This window comes from Vibrio tapetis subsp. tapetis (genome assembly GCF_900233005.1).
GTDB classification, from domain to species: domain Bacteria; phylum Pseudomonadota; class Gammaproteobacteria; order Enterobacterales; family Vibrionaceae; genus Vibrio; species Vibrio tapetis.
In genome coordinates, this window is sequence record NZ_LT960612.1 from 637,343 (window position 1) to 657,142 (window position 19,800).

Sequence of the window (19,800 nt, forward strand, 5' to 3'; positions counted from 1 at the left end):
GACGAACGCTAGTTTCAATTTACAGTGTAAATTTCGTCTCATGCATAAAGATGGCTTTACTAGTTTGAATCGTAAAAATGCAAAAGTGCAGCGTATGGCTAAATTCAATAATCAATTTACACTGTAAATCCTCAGTCACTTTACACTGTAAATTGACTGAGTAATTCGCTCAGTGACTTTCTAATTTCCAACTCGGCCTGCTTTCTGCCAGAAAAGCCAAAGTGAGAACAAAGATAAGACCAATCTTGCAATTGAAAGAAAGCCACAGTGAGAGGCGCTTGGTCATGAAGAGTATTCGCGTTCAAAAGCAACTTACGACCGATAGCGATAATGGAATCCATGCTAGCCCCACCCGAGACATAATTACGTAAGTGATTTAACTCTCTGTCGGTGAGTGGCGTGCTCGTAGCAAAATTAAGTAAACGTGTCACGATACCGGCGTCTAAGTTACGATAGGTACTTGCTAGCAAGACTACAAATTGTTGTAACCAATACGCCTGACATTCCATTGCCCAACGATGCGGAGTCTGACTTGCAATATGAACCATCAATACTGAAAAACAACCACTGGCTTGATCTTTACTACTTCCAAGCCAAATCGGCTGGAAACCGCATTGAATCCAAAAATCGAGTAGATAAGAATTAGCGCCAAAGCTCGTCGCGACATAAGCGTCATCCGACTCAACGTCAGACACTAGCCAACCAATAAACTGCGAACCAATACCCTGTCTTTGTAGTAAAGGATGCACCGCAATTCTCATCACTCGATGACAGTGAAACTTGCCTACTTCAGAATAGCCGAGATGATTAACGATGGTCGTTGGAACTAAGTGCCCTTTCGGTCGTCTTTTTCCTATTGCTACATCATCGATTACATCAGCTTCTAGCCGTCCTTCTTTTACCGTTGTAATGCATGCAACGCATTTTCCAAGTTTAAATGCGCCGTATAATACAACGCTCCCGTCAGACAAAAGGTGCAACAAGTCATTAGGCGATGTTTGATAGTGCGCATTAACCAGCAAAGAAAAACACGTTCGAAGTAACTCCGTATCCGAGAGCAGTTCCTTTTGAGTAATCAAACGAAATTCGGGCAAACAATTCGAATTGCCGGTAGCTAACTTAGGTAATTCAGCATTCAAAAGAAAGCTATCGAAAAGCCAGTTCTCTAAAGGATCGTTTTTAGCCCAACGCATCGGGTGCGACATATGTAAGGTGTGAGTACCTGGTCGTGCTTTTTCAAGCCAAGGTAAAAAACGAATAGTAAAACCTCTACCACAGCCTTCGTAACCATGAACCGTGCTCGAAAAAACCAAGCGATGATACTGAGCGGTGATTTCTTTTAGCATTGGAACGGGAATGGCGGCCGCTTCGTCCACTAATAATAAATCGCAGCTTGGTCGTGATGAGAGCAATTCATCAGGGGCGACAAATTGGATACTTGAGTTTCGATACGTTAGTTGATGCTTTGTTCGCACCGCCCCTTCAAGATTTAGCTCCGCATGCTTAAAAAGCGTATTGACTGATTTAGGGGATGGCGCGGTAACGAGAATCGACATATCTCTTTTTTTCATCAATAACGCAGCGGCCAAACCTAGCGAGGCACTTTTGCCACGACCTCGATCAGCGGTTAATACAAACGGACGCTTTCGATGGCCCTCTACGACTTTGCAGATTCTTGCGATTGATTCTTGCTGGTCTGAGTAATCGATGGATGTTGGTTCTTTTGCCTCACCCTCGGTCAGGGTAATGGTTGCAAGCGCTGCGGTTTTGTCTTTGAGATGTCGCTTGTCTTGAGAAACGGGATTTGAAGGAAAGCCATCTTCACTTATTTGATTAGTTTTGCTGAAACACGTATCCAGCCATTGTTGCCCCGGTTCATTCTGCCCAGTTCTATGACCAGAATGGCTTTCACGAGAATGTCGGTTTATAACAATTAACGCGCCACCGCCAACAATTGTTCCTGCGCTGGCGGTTAAGCTATTGGCATCTAGCCCATCAATGGCATCGTAAACAACGCAATCGACGTCATGACCTAGAATCTGAGCCCCACCATTTTTAGGAAACGGCTTTGCCCATGTCACCGCTTCACCACCTAACTTGTATGTATTAGTTCTACCTTCATGCTGCAAAAACTGCTCAATAAGCTCTAAAGACCACTCTTGGCTTCCGATTAATTCAATGCCGAATCGGTGGTGGCGCTGTTTTGCTTGTGTCGATAACGCAATCAGATAATCAAGTTGCATGGGAAACTCACGTATTACTTATTAAAGTTAAGCCAAAATCGGTATCTCAGCATGATGTCGCGATAATAGCACAGGCATAAAAAAAGCCGCAAAAAATGCGGCTTGTAGATAAAGGTTCAATTTTTAGAAATGGGCTATTTCATTTTGTCTTCAAGGAAGCTCAAGATATCGGCCATCGTCTTATCGTCGACCTTTTTTAGATTAATAGCTAACGTATCGCCTTTGCGAGTGTAGTTAGCAAGCCCTTTAACAAGTTCGACTTTATTGGGCTTTTCTTTAACAGGCGTTGGTTTTAACTCTTCAATCCAGGCTTCAATTTGCTCGGTTACTTCTTTTGTAATGCGTGCAACACCGTGGCTCTGACTCTGTTGCCAAACGTATCCGTTCGCACTGTGGCATTTCTTAAGTAAAATAGTGCGTTCAGAGTCGCTCAATGAATAAAACTGTTTATGCAGCTTTACGATTGTTGGGCGTCCTAGATCGCTCACATTAGGGTAAGCCTGCAAAAGTTCACGAGGCAATGCCGCCGCTTTTAATGCACCACTCACCAATGCTTCACTGCACTGAAAAATTTGCGCCAGCGCTTTTTGATCTTCCGCTTCATGGCTATTCAGCTTGGCCTGCATTTCTCGGCCACGCTCATACAGTGACAACGGCTTGTGTGCATTGGCAACATCGGAAAGAAACTTAGCATGGTTAGAGTTAATGTCGTCAGCAACATAAACTAAGAAGTCTTTGTTCGCCAAAATACATGACATACGACGACGGCTACCATCAAGAACTTCAATCGTTCCATCCGAGTTTTTGCGTCCGACAGCGGGGTATTGTTGCCCTCTTTCTTCTAGAGTCGATAAAATATCCGACAAAGCATGCGGGTTTAAAAAGGATTGCTCACGCGAATTTTCCGCAAAAACGGTCGTTTTCGTTGCAACGTCTGCTGCTGGAATGCGTACTAATTCAAACGATACTAAGTCTTCACCAGCAACAGCCAGTTCAATTACATTCGCTTTTTCTTTTACCGCTGTCTGCGCTTCTTGTGGAGAGGTCGCGCGGCGCTTGTTCGTTTTTCCAAACAGTTTAGCGTTTAGATCTGATGTTTTAATTGCCATCTGTTAAGACTCCTTATTCAGCGACGCCCAATGACTATGAAGCACGCGTTCTAATTCTAATGCACTTTTCTGTACCGCATCTTGGGCCGTAGAAAGTGTCTTTTTACCCCCTTCGAAATCACCAACCGTCAGATCAAAGACTGTACTATAGGTATCCGCACAGGTTTCAAATGCTCGGCTACGTGGAATCGTCGCCATCATGACTTGATCAGCGAGCAAGTAGTTCATTTCTGTAAGAACAGAAACCTGCTTCTTGTTATCGTCTTCGAACATGGTTGGCATCAAACGTACAAACTCCAAGCCCTTCCAATCATCCGGGAACATCTCGTAAACCGTTGGTAGATGTTGGAAGAAGTTAACCGTTGATGCCCAATCTAGACGTTTTGCCGCGCAAGGGATTAATAGTGCATTTGACGCGTACATGGCGTTCCAAACCAATGGATCAACATGAGGGCCGGTATCAATCATAATGACATCAAATTCATCGCCAATTTTGTCGATAAGTTTCTCTTTTAACAGTTTAACTATGTCCAATGACTGATTCTGAGAAAGGCTCTGCCACGCTTCTGCGTTAAACATTGCGTCTTCAGGGAATGCCGAAATCGTTTTAAGATTTGGGTATTGAGTCGGAAGTAGGACATTTTTCTTCAAGAATTCGCGGTCTACTTCAACGTCATCTGGCACATTATCTAACATGATATCAACAGCAGAATAGATGTTATCGTGCTCTGAAATACTAATTTGAGGATTTAAGAAAAGACGTAACGAACCTTGAGGATCTAAATCGATTAAGCAAATGCGGTAACGCTTATCTAAGTTTAGTGCTAAACAAGCCGCTAAATGCACAGCCGTCATCGACTTACCTGTACCACCTTTTTGGTTTTGTACGTTTACAATCCAAGGCTTGTTATTGCTGCTTTGCTTACGCTCATGAAATTTCGGTACGTTCGCCGCATCCATCAACATATGTGCTTCTTGCAGTGAAATAGAATAATGATTAGCGTTGTTCTTAGTAAACTGGTGCCCTTCCGCCTCAAGCTTGTTGATTGCTTCGTCTAATTTTCGACGTGTCAAACCAGAGCGAGTTTCCATTAATGCTTTAGACATCGGCGGAAAATGATCATCACTTCGCTCTTCTAATACAATCTCAATACGGTCTGCTTGTACTTGCTGTGTTAATTCCGCAAGTCGATTCAGGCTTTCTATCGTCTTTTCTCGTTTCATTATTATCTATCCGTAAAAATTACCTGCGTTCAATTGTACAGAATTAATGACTTATAACAATAAAAAGGTGCACATACATTTTAGAGTTAAATCACATTTAAATGGTTAACAAACCTTCATGTGCTGTTTTTAACGCCATTATTTTGCATATTTTACACTTAACCTAAGTCTCCTTAGTTACTCAGATTTAAAGTGTTACGACGTCACTTATTTACAGTGTAAAGTTCATTTATTAACCGTGTAACCTTAGGAATAAGAACATTTGACTCTACAACGTCACGGCTAATAACGTCATAAGAAATTGTTAGAACCCAAATAATGATATCAACACAGTGACAAAACTTAACAAGCCGACCACAGGAAGAAAATCACTTATGTCGAAAAGTGCAAATAAAGAGATTCAAATTTCTAACGTAAAAAGTTTCTCGTTTCTTTCCTGATCAGATCTATTTTTCTGCATTACGACGGCCTATATTTAGGTAAATACCGTTTGTAATAACCTTTTTGTGATGGCTTTTATCTGGGTATTCAACCCAAATTAGCCAAGACCAACACGTCTAAATGCAGTTACCATGATCATGCTTACGGGATTTTACGAGCGATATAGGCTCAAAATATAAAAAAAATACGTCCCTCCAGCCTGAATTTACACCGGAACGATTACTTTATCTGGCGAAACTACGGTCAATGTCTACTCGATTAAAGAATCACGTCCATTGCCAACAACTCGAATAAACCATGTTATTCCTCAACATGACGAAAGCATGATCAAGGTAGTCGGCCTTGATCATGCTTTCGCTTAATATTCTTGCTTACGGAAAAATGATCAAGAGAAATATAGGTGAATAAATGAACGCATTACTCAGTCGATAGAACCGATCCATTACGGATCGATGATCAAGAGTCTACATTCTTCGGAAGCATGTAAATAGTCGATGCTTTTACGGTGAATGTACGGTGAAATAAGGCGAGCTGACATAGTTCCAATCGAGTTCTTGCCAAAAATGTAAATCAAAATGCAGTTCAATAGACCTATTCCGCCTTTGATCATGCTTTCAATAACTTTGCCGTCATCATATGATCGCATTTACGCTTAATCGCAATGTATTTGGATCCAAAATCGTGTGAAATTAGTTCGGCTCGTTGTAAAATGAAGTTTGGTGATCATGCTTTCGCTTTTATTTGCTTGTTCAAAGCGACACTTCACCCTACACCTGTGGATAACCTGTGCGCTTTTCTTGATCATCGTTTCGATCCCTTAATGATCATAGGTTCGATCTTGTCATGATCATCTTTTCAGCCATTTTTGATCATGCTTTCAAGCTTATGTTGATCATCGTTTCTGAGATCTTATGATCATGCTTCCCAATCGTATTTTTTTTAGTTGTTTAATAACAGTTACTTACAATTAATTTCTTTGCTAGATCATATGATCAGTTAATCAATATAGATCAGTTTAATCAATAAGATCAGCTTAAAAGAATCATAAATTTCTTCTTTCATTTTAATCAAAATTTCTTTATTCTTTTGGAACTATAGTGAAATTACGGTTAATGGAACACGGACTTAAGAATGACTTCAGAAGAAAAGATCTTAATTAAAGCCCCTCGAAGCCATAAAGATGGGCACTTATTTTTGGTCAGTGAACAAACCGTAGATTGGATTGAGCAATATCAACACTTTAAAGGTGTCACAAAAAGTATTGTGGAATTGCTCAACCTCATTTCACTAAGAGGTTTCTCAAGCAAAGATGGCTATGTATCAACAACCGAGTTGATTGAAGCTACTGAAGGTCAATTAACCCGAGCTGCGATACAGCAACGCCTTAGAGCAGCGGTAAGTATCGGTTTATTTAAACAGGCTGGCGTAAAGTTTGAACAAGGCTTAGCGGGTAAAACGATGCTGCACAGTTTCGTAAATCCAAGCCAGCTGATTTCAGTATTAGGGGCAACGAGCCTTATGACTGAATCCAGTAAATTGAGTGAAAAGCAAAAACGTTCCAAAGCGTTGGCACAAACTCAAGTTAATCGACGTTTATTAACCGAACATGGTTTGAATATTCCTCCTTCAATGAAAGATGAATCTGAGCAATTTGTTGTATCCCCAACAAATTGGGCGGGTATTATAGATCAGGCTCTTGCTCCTCCTAGAACTCGGAAAAGTTATCAAAAATCAATGGTATCTATTTCAGGTAGTCGTGCAGTTATCGAAACAAGATCGTCGAAAAATATCATGACGGTTGATGATCTAATGACGTTGTTTGCGTTGTTTACGTTAACGGTGCAGTACCATGAACACCATCAGGAAGACTATCAGCTAAACGGCAAGCAAGTTCCGAACAAAACGCCATTATACATCACCGATATCCTGTCTCTACGTGGCAAAAAAGACAGTGGTCCAGCACGAGACTCAATCAGAGAAAGTATCGATCGTATCGAATTTACAGACTTTCAACTGCATGAGTTGACTGGCCGTTGGATGAGCGAAAACATGCCTGAAGGCTTCAAGAGTGATCGTTTTCGCTTCTTAGCTCGAACAATTACCGCCTCTGAAGAAGCTCCGCAAGAAAACGAAGCCGGCGAGATCAGAATTAAACCCAATTTATATATTTTAGTTTGGGAACCCTCTTTTTACGAAGAGTTGCTTACGAAAGATTACTTTTTCTTGTTCCCGCCAGAGATATTGCGTCAGCATACTTTGGTTTTCCAACTCTATTCGTTCTTCAGAAGCCGTATGTCACGCCGTTTTACCGACAGCATGCTACTGAGCGAATTAAACCAAAAGTTGGCTCGTAACATTGATTGGCGTCGTTTCTCTATGGAATTGATCAGAGAGTTGAAGAAGCTTTCTGAAGGTGAGATTTCTGAGATGGTCTTCACGGTTAATCTATGGGGCTACCATTTAACGGTGAACAGCATTGTTGATAAAGGAAAAGTCGTTGATTACCAGGTAGATATTAGATGTGACGTCGACGAGGTCTTGCGCTTTGCTCGTGCTCGTATGACCAATGCTGGCAAACGAAATATGGCGCCAACCTTACCTAACCCATTACGACATGAAATGGTCTCGACCCAAAAGTTGGCTGAGCTTGCTGAAATTATTGATGGTGAGTTTGAACCTATTCAAAGACGACCATCGTCACCAAAGGGCCGTTTAGGACGCCGAGTGAAGCAGCGTAAACACCTTGTGGAAATTAACGCAGACGAGCTGACGATTACTTTGTCAAAATATACCTCACCAGAGGCTCTAGAGCGCAGCATAACGGCGTTATCTGCAATGACAGGGCATTCAGCGAGTTCTATTCAAGATGAGTGTCAGGAGCTCATAGAGAAGCTCGATTGGCTGAGAGTCGGTGAAGAACCTATCCCATACGAAACTCTGAGTAAGACGATCGAGCTATTTAATAGCCAATCGAATACTAAACATCTATCGATTGAACGGCTCATTGGTGGCTTAGCGGTGCGACGTAAGATCTGTAAGCAGATACTGGATGGTCATATCGATGAATCGGTTATTCGGGTATTAGATGAAGTCGCGGTGGGTATTTAATCAATTTGACATTACTTTGACAATTAGGTCTGAGTTATCGCTATAGTTGTACACGAAATGAAGTTTTTCATTTCAATGATTTAATAGATGGCTCATATTGTTCATTCATGAATAATGAAATCTTTGGCGAGTATGGATTACTCGCTTTTTTTTGTCTAAAATTTGTCTCTTCTCTTCTCTTCTCTTTGCTATTGTTTCCCGCGACGTTACATGAACTATCGATTGTTTGATTACGTTATCTGTCTTGGTTCGATTAGAACGGATCTCAGGACTGGAATTGACTCTAATGACTTGATCTTCTTGCCCTTGCGGAAACATGATCAAGGGATTTAGCTTACTTGATCATGTTTCCAGAATTTAAAGACTATACTTAATGGGAAAGGGCGTTCTGATGGTCATTCTATTTTAAATATGCGTGCTAGCGTACAAAGCAGTGAGCTAAGTCACACCATTTATTTGGAGGGGAATTTTTCAAATCTAATCGTCCTTTTTGACAATCGCAAAGCATATTTTTGACCGTTGTAATATTAGTATCGGAACTATTGTATAGCTCACATTCCGTAGTAATTTTGCTTAACAAGTTGGAATGGCTTTGATACTGATTAGGTGTCCCGAACATGGTGTTGCTTGAGGTGAATATGTCCATTAATTCTATTGACCATAATGAAATGACTCGGATTGCTGAAAAGTGGGATCTTCATGACGAAGACACCCCTAAATCATCAAACAAACAAATGAAATCTGCTGAAGCGCGTCGAAGAATCGAAGCGTTAAGAGAAATAAGAGAAAGCGGTTTGACCATGGAAGAGGCGGAAGAGCTTGGTTTGATTCATCACTGATCAAGTGTCTAAAGCTGCTGAGAATGGGTAATTTGATTTTCTACGTATTAGGGCGCTCAGGCGCCCTTTGTTATGTTTAACGCAAAGCCACGCTAGCGGACGGCTTTGTCTATGGCCTCAACGAACACTCGCCTTTGGAGAATACCTGACAGATATAGGGTATCTGTTCAGTTATTGAGCCAAAACAATTTTTGCACCCTGAATTATGAGCTTGGGCATTCCCCATAAAAGGTTTGCTATGTTATATTCTTCCCCTATTTAACACTGATTGAGGCCGTTCAAATGCCGTTTAATTTGTCTCTTCTCCCGTCTGATGAGAAGAATAAGGTCGAGATCGATAAGCAAGCATCGTTTCTTGTTTGGAAAATTAAGCAAGCTCAAGCCGGCCCTGAAGCGCTGATGGAACACCGAAAAACCTTAAAAAGTGAACCTGAATGCGAGCTGTTTGACCAATCTGTGCAAAAGTATAAGCGGGTGATGGGACTTGCTTGATCAGCTTAGTGAGCCGCTCAGTTGAACTGAGGACAGGATTTGCTAGAATTTGCTCCGTTAATTGAATTAGAGAGAAGATCCCGATGGGAAGAAGTTTTGAAGTGCGCAAAGCCTCAATGGCGAAAACTGCAGGCGCAAAAATTAAAGTTTATTCTAAATACGGTAAAGAGATTTACGTACTGGCTAAGAACGGTAGCTCTGACCCAGACATGAACTTACCTCTTAAGCACCTGATTGCTAAAGCGAAGAAAGACCAAGTACCCGCTCACGTTATCGATAAAGCGCTCGATAAAGCGAATGGAGGCGGCGGTGAAGACTTCCAACCAGCTCGTTACGAAGGTTTTGGCCCAGGTGGTACAAGCGTAATCGTTGACTGTTTAACTGATAACGGCAACCGTACTTTCCAAGACGTTCGCCAATGTTTCGTTAAGACTGGCGCGAAAATCGGTGTTGAAGGTACTGTTTCTCACATGTTCGCTCACCAAGCTGTATTCCAGTTTAAAGGCGAAGATGACGAGATCATTCTAGAAACGCTAATGATGGAAGACGTAGACGTGACTGACGTTGAGCTAGAAGACGGTGTTATCACTGTATTCGCTCCAACGACTGAGTTCTTCAAAACGAAGACGGCACTAAACGCTGCGTTCCCAGAGCTAACTCTAGACGTTGAGGAAATCACTTTCGTTCCTCAAACGACGACGCAAGTAGCGGAAGAAGATTCTGAGAAGTTCCAGAAATTCTTAGACATGCTTGATGACTGTGATGATGTTCAGCAGGTCTACCACAACGCTGAGTTGTAAAAATTAAATTGAAAATAGCCGAGCTTAGCTCGGCTTTTTTATTACTGCGCTAGATACAGGGAGTAGAGGATGAGAATTAGTTTTATCGGGCTTGGAGTGATGGGCTTTCCTATGGCCGGGCACCTGCAACATACTGGCTTTGATGTCACGGTATACAATCGCACTACGGCAAAATCATTACTTTGGGTTGAGCGTTACCATGGCAAAATGGCCGACTCTGTTGCTGAGTGTGTTCAAGATGCCGATGTAGTGTGTGTTTGTGTCGGTAATGATGATGACGTTCGTGCCATGACGGTTAAAGATGACGGTGCCATCGCTGCAATGAAAGCTGGCGCTATCCTTGTTGATCACACCACCACTTCTGCAGAATTGGCTGAAGAACTCGCTCAAGCGGCGCAGGCTTCTAATATTCGCTTTATGGATGCCCCGGTTTCTGGTGGTCAACCTGGCGCTGAGAACGGCAAGCTGACGGTGATGTGTGGTGGCAGCAACGATCTGTTCGAAACCCTGCAGCCTGTCTTTGCCTCTTATGCTCAATCTTCTGTTCTGATGGGAGAGAACGGTCAAGGTCAGCGAGCCAAAATGGTCAATCAAATTTGTATTGCAGGCGTTCTTAATGGTTTGTCTGAGGGGTTATTACTTGCTGAAAAATCAGGCTTGGATATCTCAACATTAGTTGATTGCCTTAAAAATGGCGCAGCAGGTTCATGGCAAATGGAAAACCGTGCAGTGACAATGTCACAAGGTAAGTTTGATTTTGGTTTTGCCATTGACTGGATGATCAAAGATTTAGGTTTCTGTTTACAAGAAGCACAAAATCAAGGCATCAAATTACCTCTTACTGATAAGACGATGACAGCATATCAGGAATTGGCGAGCCAAGGTCTGAACCGGATGGATACTTCTGTTATTATCAAGGCAGTACAAAAGGAAGCGGAATCGAATTAAGTTCATGGCTGAATGGCTTTACAGTGTAAATTGTTGAGTTTTTTGTGTTTCCGGATTAAATTTAATGAAGGTTTAACAGGTGCAGTAAGAGTCGAATACTGCGCTTTGAGTTTGATGGTTAGATATTTCCTTTGTTTAGCGAGAAACATAGGCCGTCTTCAGCTAATCTTATGAAAAGAATGATCTCGCCAACTGCAGTGAGTGTATATGAGTAAAAAAGAATTTCAGAAGGCTACCGAAAATCTGCGCAAAGCGGTGCCATTGATGATTAAAAATCAGGTGGCCACGACTCCGAGTAACTATGCGTTGTGGTACACATACGTTGACAACGCATTACCGGAGCTAAATAAAGAGCTTGATCAGGTCGTTGATGAGCACGGAATTTGTCCACCAGCTAAAGGTGAAGCCTTATACCGTGAATATGTGGCTAACAAGACGGAATCAGATGTTCAACAACTTCGTCAAAGCCTAGAGCGCATGCTGACCGAAGTGTCTCATTCTATGAATGATACATTGGTAAACACCAACAATTTCCAGCAAAAGATTGATAAAAGCTTTAGTAGCTTAGAGCGAGTAGAAGATGAAGTGATGGGGTTAGTTCGTAACTTGATGCTTGAATCACAAGACATTCGTCATACAACCCAGTTTTTGAATAGTCAGTTGAGTGTGGCGAGTGGTGAAATAGAGCAATTAAAAGAACAGTTAACTCAGTTCCAACAAGATGCGCTATTTGATGGCCTTTCTAATTTACTCAATCGCCGCGCATTTGACCGAAATCTTTCGGCTTATTGTTTGGGCGATACGCCATTTAGCTTAGTTATTCTAGACATCGATCACTTCAAAAATTATAACGACCAGTTTGGCCATCTTTTTGGGGATTCAGTAATAAAATCACTTGCGAAGAGGTTACAAGCAAGTTGTCGCGATGGCATTTCTGCGTACCGATTCGGTGGTGAAGAGTTTGCTTTCATTGTGCCAAATAAGAATTTGAGGCTGTCAATTCGATTTGCTGAGTCAGTACGTACCGCGTTGGAGAAACTCACTATCCGCGATCGTCGTAGCGGCAAGCAAGTTGATAGTATTACCGCTTCATTTGGTGTGGCGGAATTCAAAACCGGTGAGCAGGGCAAAGATATTGTCGATAAAGCCGATATCCAGTTGTACGAAGCAAAACGTCTGGGAAGAAACCGAGTGATGCCTATTTAGGGTTGGAACGACAAAATACCGGTTCAATAAAAAGGCTCAAACAATACGTTGTTTGAGCCTTTTTAGATCTTAGTTAAATTAATTTTGTTAGCAGTTAGCAGTTAGCAGTTAGCTGTCTGAACTTTCTGGCTCTTGCTCAGATTCTTTACCAATGAATCCACCTGTTTGGTGTGCCCACAGTTGCGCGTAAATGCCTCCAGATTGAATAAGCTCTTGGTGGGTGCCTTGCTCAACCACATTGCCTTTATCAAGTACGATAAGACGATCCATTGCAGCAATGGTGGATAAACGGTGAGCAATGGCGATAACGGTTTTGCCTTGCATCAATTCGTTTAAGCTCTCCTGAATGGCCGCTTCGACTTCTGAATCTAGCGCGGAAGTCGCTTCATCTAATATCAATAAAGGGGCATTCTTGAGTAATACTCGAGAAATTGCGATACGCTGACGTTGACCCCCAGAGAGCTTAACGCCTCGTTCACCGACTTGAGCGTCATAACCCACATTACCGAATGGGTCGGTTAAGGTTTCGATGAACTCGTGGGCGTGAGCTTGTTGCGTGGCTTTAATCAGCGCCTCTTCACCGGCATCTGGCTTACCATACAAGATATTGTCACGAATCGAGCGATGCAACAGGGAAGTATCTTGGGTTACCATGCCAATTTTGCTGCGCAAAGAGTCCTGAGTGACTTCTGAGATGTTTTGTCCATCGATTCGAATCGCGCCTTTTTCTACATCGTGAAAACGCAATAAAAGGTTAACCAGTGTTGACTTGCCAGCACCAGAACGCCCGACTAAACCGACTTTTTCACCAGGTTTGATGTGTAGGTTAAGGTTGTTCAATACGCCTTTATTATCTTCACCATAGTTAAAGCTAACGTCATCAAAATGAATGCCGCCTTTTTCTACTTTAATATCTTTAGCATTGGGCTTGTCTTCGATACTGACGGGTTTTGATAGGGTCGATATCCCATCAACGACGGTGCCCATGTTTTCGAATAATGCACCGACCTCCCACATGATCCACATTGACATGCCGTTAATACGCAATGCCAAGCTGATCGCAAGGGCAATAGCACCAATGGTAATGGCGCTTTCTGTCCAGAGATAAATAGACATGGCTGCAACGCTGAATACCAATATGTAGTTGGCAATTTCAACGCACACATCAAAGCCTGTTACCAGGCGCATCTGGCGTTTAACGGTATCTAGGAACTCTTCCATGCCTTCTTCGGCATATTCAAGCTCTCGTTGGCTGTGGGAGAACAGCTTTACCGTTGAGATGTTGGTGTAGCTATCAACGATACGGCCTGTCATGGTCGAGCGGGCATCAGCCTGTAGTGAAGCGACTTTCTTCAATTTCGGCACGAAGTAGACTTGAATGCCAATATAAGCGAACAACCAGACCATTAATGGGATCATGAGTCGGATGTCTGCTTGAGCAAGAATCACCAGCATGGAGGTGAAGTAAACCGAGACGTAAACAAATACATCGAACGTTTTCATCACCGTCTCACGAACGGCCAGCGAGGTTTGCATCACTTTTGTCGCGATTCGGCCGGCGAAGTCGTCTTGATAGAACGACACACTTTGTTTGAGTAAGTATCGATGAGCTAACCAACGGATAGACATTGGGTAGTTGCCAAGTAGAGTTTGGTGAACAGTGAGTGAATAAATGGTTACCAAAATTGGCATGACAACAAGGAGCAACACACCCACGCCAATAAGGGTTGTGCTGTTTTCTTGCCAAAACGTCTCGGGATTACTGGTGCTTAGCCAGTCGACCAATTGACCCATGAAGCCAAATAATGAGACTTCGATGATGGCAACAGTCGTACTCAATAGAGCCATGGCCAATAATGGTTTTTCAAAGCCACGTGTGTAATGGCGACAAAATGCCAATATGCCTTTTGGCGGTTGTTCGGGATCTTCTTTGGGGAAAGCTTGGGTAAAGCTTTCGAATTTTTTGAACATATAGTGATTCCTAGCATTGAACCTTAATCATGTGTGACAGAGGTAAATTGAATATAATCGTTAGAATTATTATTGATGGGAAAAGAAGCAGCCTGCTTAAGGTTTAGCCTACCGCAAAGTTGGTAATTTGTAACGAAATTAGGTGTCGGGTCAATCTTATTTTTTGTAATGAACAGTCTTGGGAATGGGTTAATCATAATATAACAGGCTTTTTTACGGTTATTGATATTTTTGACAGCAATTATTCCCAAAATTGAGCCTGAAATAACTAAACTTCAGGAAATATCTTTGTAACATTGTGATTACAATTGAGCTTTCTTGCTCATCACTCTATGGATATTCTATGTTGCAGTCCTACTCTGAAATGCTAAACCCAATTCATGAGGCGTCCACTCAACACACGGCTAACGCTGTTGTTATGGTGCCACCCAAAGAGTTTGCTTTTAATGCTCAAACGGCGCAGGACAATGAGTTTCAGCATAGCTTGAGATTGACCCCGGCGAAGGTTCGTGAACAGGCTCTGAGCGAATATGGCCAAATGGTCGATCAGTTACGTCGAGAGGGCGTGCAGGTGATAGAACTTGATTACCCTGTGTCTTCCATTAGTACGCCTGACGCTGTATTTCCTAATAATTGGTTTTCCACCACGCCTCAAGGAGAGATATATACTTTTCCTATGGCGTGCGCAAACCGTCGACATGAAGTTCGTGTCGAGTCATTAACACAAGTATTACTGGAATCGGGACGTGTGGTTAAAGATCACCACGATTTAACTCAGATAAACGATAAAGACGCATTTTTGGAAAGCACAGGGGTGATGGTAAAAGATCATCACAATAAAACGATTTACGCGGCTTTGTCTGCACGGTGCGATCGCTCAATGCTCGAAGAGTATGCTGAACGGTTAGGTTATGATCGTGTGATTAGTTTTCAAACTCAATTGCCTTCTGGGCAACCGGTTTACCATACGAATGTCATGATGGCGGTAGGGGAGTCCTTTTGCGTTATATGTGATGAAGTGATCCCAGAATTTGAACGTCGCTTTGTATTACGTTCACTTGCTAAAGATAAGCAAGTGATATCCATTAGCTATCAGCAAATGCTTAATTTTTGCGGCAATATCTTACAATTAGAAACGGTGAATGGAAATAAGGTGATCGCGATGTCATCTTCGGCCTTCAATCACTTTTCCAAGGCACAAAAAAAGCAACTGGCGGGTCATGGCAAGTTGCTTCCTTTTGATGTTAACACCATCGAGCAGATTGGCGGAGGCAGTGTACGTTGTATGCTAGGTGAGGTCTTTTTGCCTGTACGTACCCCGAATCTTTAGCCTTTGCTTGTTCTTGGTTTTTAAATGCTCTAGTTTTTAAAAGCAATGGTTAGGTCGCATACATGATCACCTGATTGCGGCCATTTTGCTTTGCTTTATCCAGTGCAAAATCCGCTCGATTGATGCTAGATTGTTGGCAGTCCGTGATGCGGGTTAGTCCAACACTTAGTGTGATATTGAGCGGTTGATGTTCAAAGCTGTAATCATGCTGGCTTATTGTGTCACGTAGGGCTTCTAGGTATGCATAGGCTTCTTTGTTATTGCTAGCATTAAACAAGATGCAAAACTCCCCTCCACTTAATCGTGCAATACTCTTTACAGTCGGCTTTGGAAATAGAGCTTGTAATTGTTTTGCCGTTTCTACAATGGTGTGATCGCCATGGAAATGCCCCAAGCACTGGTTGATGCTTTTTAGCTCATCTATGTCGATAAACGCCAGATAGCCTTGCCCTTTCTTAATGACACGTTCGAGACTTTTTGCGAATAAAAATTTGTTATCCAGCTGCGTCATTGGATCTTTGAACGTTGCTTTCTCTTTTAATAACAAGTTACACAATGCGTTTTCTGCCGCTCCTTGGATAATGCTGAGGATAGTACGGTGAGTGGGCAGGGAAGCGTGCATATAAATAACGCCAAGCAGTTCCTGGTGGTAAAAAAGAGGCACTCGATAATGACGAGACTGGAAACGCAGTCGCTTTGCAAGATCGTCTCGATTATTGCCTGAATAGTAGTGGATTGCATTATCAGAAATGCTGTCAGAAAAGCGTTTATCTTCCATTATTGCAGTGAGTTCGCCGTGATAATCGACAGTGAAAAAAGTATGGTTTTCTCGTTCGAATAGACATAACTGTACGCCTTTATGACAGCAAAAACGCTTGAATATGTGCTTGAGTTGGTTTTTAAATTCAAGCCTGTTAGTGGTATTGCTTAGTGCTTGGAACTCAAGATTAAGCTGACGTAACAAGTAATTAATGGCGACAAAAAGCAGAAGCATCACAAATAAAACGGCCGCCGTTAAGCTAAATTGAGCGCTGCTTTTCATGATATCGGCACGGTCAGTCCCTGAAACATAGACCCAGCCCAGATTGTTGTTCGAATCAAAAACAGAGAGTTTGAAGTTATCTTTATAATAATACTCGATTAGATCAGTTTGATTGCCTTCTAGTATTTGCTGTTCAATACCTGATAGGTAAGCAATGGATTTCTTTCCTATCAGTTTTGCATCCGGGTGGTAGATTAAGCGCTGAGTGTCTTGATCAACAATAAACAGATACCCATCTTGCAAGGTTTTCAGTGATTGGAGGTGTTGGGTGACATACAGGAGGTCAAATTCAATCCACATATTGTACAGCAGCTTCGGATTGGAATGGCGGATGGCAAATACCCAGTGACCAGGCTCTTTTTCGTAAACAGTAGACACTTCAAATTCTTGGTTGTGATTGTGGATCTTATGCCAAGATAATGATTCCGCCATTTCGCTAGAAATTTCGGTTCCGTGCAACGATGTATAACTGTCTTTAGCTTCCGAATGCAAAATAATATCGGAGTAGGTCGGGGTTTCGAGCAGAACTTGTTTGACTACATCTTGATAGGCCGAAAAGCCTTTATGAAGCCAAGTTTGTTCAAGAATAAAGAATTTATTGATGGTTGATTCGATATGAGAATCGATAAGTACTGACGCGGTTCGTAAGTTGGCGTGAGATTGTTTGATGGCGATCTCTTCAGATCGGTTCAGTTGCTGGTAGGCAAGTAAAACCATATAGCCAATTAAAGTAATGAGTAGCGGGCGTAGAAATTTAATTAAGAATTTAGGTAAGGCCATGACGTTTATAATATGCAGTTTTAATAGTGGGAGGGGGTTCCCATTTTGTCCACATAGTAATCACAAATGTGATGCGCATCAATGCATATTGCAAGGAAAATAATTAGATGTAAAAATTTATAGTAAATAGGCGTGAAGTGCTCAATGATTGTACGGTGAATCATATGTTAATGTGCAATATGTAGGCTTGATATTGCATCAAACCTACTAAAGTCAGCCGTATAACGTCGTGAGCTTATTGATTGGAGCTGAGCAAAATAGTCATCGACATGGGTTCAACGAGTTGCTCACCTTTTACCGCGGCATCATCAGATTTGTGTAACGTGGTATCGCAAACTAATCGCCATTGCTTGTCTTCCTGAGAGGGGAGTTTATAGCGAGCGGGTACCGTAGACTGATTGATTAAATAGATAAGCTCGTCGCCATCCTTACCAATCCCTAGTTGCAAAGAAATAGCGCGTAGTCGGTTCCAGTCGTCATGGCTCATCATTTCGCCATCAGGGCGACGCCAATTTACACGATTGTCATTGCGGCTTGGCCCACTAAACGCTTTAATAAATGGCAGCATATATTGCTTTCTTGCAGCCACGAGTTCAGCTAACCAATTTTTAAAGTGCTGTTCTGTGTCGTTTAGATCCCAGTTTAACCAACTGAGTTCGTTGTCTTGGCAATAAGCGTTGTTGTTGCCATTTTGGCTGTGGGACAGTACATCGGCGGTAAGAATATGCGGGATACCAAAGCCAAATAATAAGCTGGCCATGAAGTTACGCTTTTGCTTTTCACGAGTCGCTTTGATCAGCATGTTGCTGGTTTCGCCTTCAATACCATAGTTGTCTGAGCGGTTGTCACCGTGGCCGTCTCGGTTACCTTCCCCGTTTTTGATGTTGTTCTTGTGCTTATAAGAAACCAAATCCTGTAGGGTGAATCCATCGTGGTAAGTAATGTAGTTAACGGTGAGTTTTTCTGGCCAACGACTCGCTGAGTAGATATCACGAGATCCCATGATTCGGGTGGCAAATTCCTTTAAATAGCCGTGATCGCCACGCCAGAAGCTACGGGTAATGTCTCGGAATTTATCGTTACATTCATTCCAGCCATCAGGAAAGTTACCGACTTGATAGCCATTCGGGCCTATATCCCAAGGTTCGGCTATTAGTTTAACTTCTCGTAGAATTGGGTCTTGTCCTACCGCTTGAAAAAAGGAAGCCTGTGCGTTAAAGCTGTCGTGATTGCGGCCAAGGGTCGCGGCTAAATCAAAACGGAAGCCGTCGATATGAAACTCTTTGACCCAGTAACGCAGAGTATCCATGACGAGATTTAAGGTTGGCTGGTGGGTTAAATCTAACGTATTGCCACAACCTGTGTAATTTGAAAAATGATGATCGTGGCGAAGGTAGTGTTTGCCATCAAGCACTTTTAGGTTGAAGACAGGGCCGCCGTCTCCTGATTCAGCCGTATGGTTGTAAACCACATCCATCACGACTTCAACGCCGTTGCGGTGCAGTTCTCTTACGGTGGTTTTTAATTCTGTTACCGCATCTTGGTAGGCGTACCTTGGGTCGGGTGCCATAAATACGTAAGGGTTATAGCCCCAATAGTTTACACGTTCTTGTTCAAGGAGATGAGGCTCATGCATGCAAGCGGTAACGGGCAATAGTTGTACGGTATTCACGCCTTGCTGGTTAAAGAAGCGGATCATCGCAGGGTTAGCAAGGCCTAAATAACACCCCTGTTCGTTTTCGGGTAGTTCTGGGTGTTGCTTGGATACGCCTTTTACATGCGTCTCAAATAAGATGACCTCGTCTATTGGGCGGTTAGGAGATTGCACCCCTTGCCAATCGAATTCATTATTCACAACAATAGATTTAGCGATTTGCCAGCTTTTGTCTGCAGTAAACGGTGGCTGGTAATGTAGTGGTTTATCCAGTGCGCGAGCATAAGGGTCAGAAATAAGTAATGACTCATCTTGATGCTCGACAACGTAAGCGTATTTTTGTCCTGCTTGGACATTGGCGACGTAGGTGTATTTAATTCCTAGTTTTCCACTGATCAGGTCGAACGTTTCGAATTCTTCGTTGTCTTTAAATAGTACCAGTGAAATTTTTTCGCTATCCGGTGCATGTATCGAGAAGTTACATCCACTGTTATCTAAGGTCGCACCTAAAGGGTAAGGGCGTGCTTGATTCGTATCCATGAGTATTCTTAATATTGTTGTTTTATCTTATGGTCTAAAAATATGAGTTTTAGCGTTGAGACGCAACCACCTA

General features: G+C 42.4%; 13 protein-coding genes. 7 read left to right on the forward strand and 6 right to left on the reverse strand.

Annotation, left to right across the window (positions count from 1 at the left end):
• Positions 1-140: 140 nt before the first annotated feature.
• The 3 genes from VTAP4600_RS20025 to VTAP4600_RS20035 all read right to left on the reverse strand — a co-directional run bounded on the left by VTAP4600_RS20025 (position 141) and on the right by VTAP4600_RS20035 (position 4,576).
• On the reverse strand, positions 141-2,243 hold the full coding sequence (locus VTAP4600_RS20025) for a tRNA(Met) cytidine acetyltransferase TmcA domain-containing protein (RefSeq protein WP_102524545.1): 2,103 nt from the start codon (positions 2,241-2,243) through the stop codon (positions 141-143).
• 134 nt (positions 2,244-2,377) lie between these two features.
• Positions 2,378-3,352: a ParB/RepB/Spo0J family partition protein gene (locus tag VTAP4600_RS20030; RefSeq protein WP_102524546.1), complete on the reverse strand. Its 975-nt coding sequence runs from the start codon at positions 3,350-3,352 to the stop codon at positions 2,378-2,380.
• Between the two features lie 3 nt (positions 3,353-3,355).
• Positions 3,356-4,576, reverse strand: coding sequence for a ParA family protein (locus tag VTAP4600_RS20035; RefSeq protein WP_102524547.1), 1,221 nt, complete (start codon positions 4,574-4,576; stop codon positions 3,356-3,358).
• 1,572 nt (positions 4,577-6,148) lie between these two features.
• Here VTAP4600_RS20035 and VTAP4600_RS20045 point away from each other — a divergent pair.
• The 6 genes from VTAP4600_RS20045 (at position 6,149) to VTAP4600_RS20070 (ending at position 12,410) form a co-directional block, all read left to right on the forward strand.
• Positions 6,149-8,125 carry a replication initiator protein RctB domain-containing protein gene (locus tag VTAP4600_RS20045; protein ID WP_102524549.1) on the forward strand — a complete coding sequence of 659 codons (1,977 nt, stop codon included), beginning with the start codon at positions 6,149-6,151 and terminating at the stop codon, positions 8,123-8,125.
• 638 nt (positions 8,126-8,763) lie between these two features.
• The gene (locus VTAP4600_RS20050; RefSeq protein WP_102525457.1) at positions 8,764-8,964 is read left to right on the forward strand and encodes a PA3496 family putative envelope integrity protein; all 201 of its coding nucleotides are present in this window, start codon (positions 8,764-8,766) and stop codon (positions 8,962-8,964) included.
• 282 nt (positions 8,965-9,246) lie between these two features.
• Positions 9,247-9,456: a DUF3283 family protein gene (locus VTAP4600_RS20055; protein WP_102524550.1), complete on the forward strand. Its 210-nt coding sequence runs from the start codon at positions 9,247-9,249 to the stop codon at positions 9,454-9,456.
• 83 nt (positions 9,457-9,539) lie between these two features.
• Positions 9,540-10,256, forward strand: a complete 717-nt coding sequence (locus VTAP4600_RS20060; protein ID WP_102524551.1) for a YebC/PmpR family DNA-binding transcriptional regulator — start codon at positions 9,540-9,542, stop codon at positions 10,254-10,256.
• A gap of 69 nt (positions 10,257-10,325) precedes the next feature.
• Positions 10,326-11,204 carry an NAD(P)-dependent oxidoreductase gene (locus VTAP4600_RS20065; RefSeq protein WP_102524552.1) on the forward strand — a complete coding sequence of 293 codons (879 nt, stop codon included), beginning with the start codon at positions 10,326-10,328 and terminating at the stop codon, positions 11,202-11,204.
• A 207-nt stretch (positions 11,205-11,411) separates the two neighbouring features.
• Positions 11,412-12,410: a GGDEF domain-containing protein gene (locus tag VTAP4600_RS20070; RefSeq protein WP_102524553.1), complete on the forward strand. Its 999-nt coding sequence runs from the start codon at positions 11,412-11,414 to the stop codon at positions 12,408-12,410.
• Positions 12,411-12,518: 108 nt separating this feature from the next.
• Here the strand turns inward: VTAP4600_RS20070 and VTAP4600_RS20075 are convergent, their stop codons facing one another.
• Entirely contained in the window at positions 12,519-14,381 is a 1,863-nt protein-coding gene (locus tag VTAP4600_RS20075; RefSeq protein ID WP_102524554.1) for an ABC transporter ATP-binding protein, read from the reverse strand.
• Between the two features lie 343 nt (positions 14,382-14,724).
• Here VTAP4600_RS20075 and VTAP4600_RS20080 point away from each other — a divergent pair, with 343 nt between their 5' ends.
• Positions 14,725-15,711, forward strand: coding sequence for an arginine deiminase-related protein (locus VTAP4600_RS20080; protein WP_102524555.1), 987 nt, complete (start codon positions 14,725-14,727; stop codon positions 15,709-15,711).
• A gap of 49 nt (positions 15,712-15,760) precedes the next feature.
• On the opposite strand, the gene VTAP4600_RS20085 is transcribed toward VTAP4600_RS20080, so the two are convergent.
• Positions 15,761-17,533: a sensor domain-containing diguanylate cyclase gene (locus VTAP4600_RS20085; RefSeq protein WP_102524556.1), complete on the reverse strand. Its 1,773-nt coding sequence runs from the start codon at positions 17,531-17,533 to the stop codon at positions 15,761-15,763.
• 235 nt (positions 17,534-17,768) lie between these two features.
• The gene (gene glgX, locus VTAP4600_RS20090; RefSeq protein WP_102524557.1) at positions 17,769-19,727 is read right to left on the reverse strand and encodes a glycogen debranching protein GlgX; all 1,959 of its coding nucleotides are present in this window, start codon (positions 19,725-19,727) and stop codon (positions 17,769-17,771) included.
• Positions 19,728-19,800 lie beyond the last annotated feature (73 nt).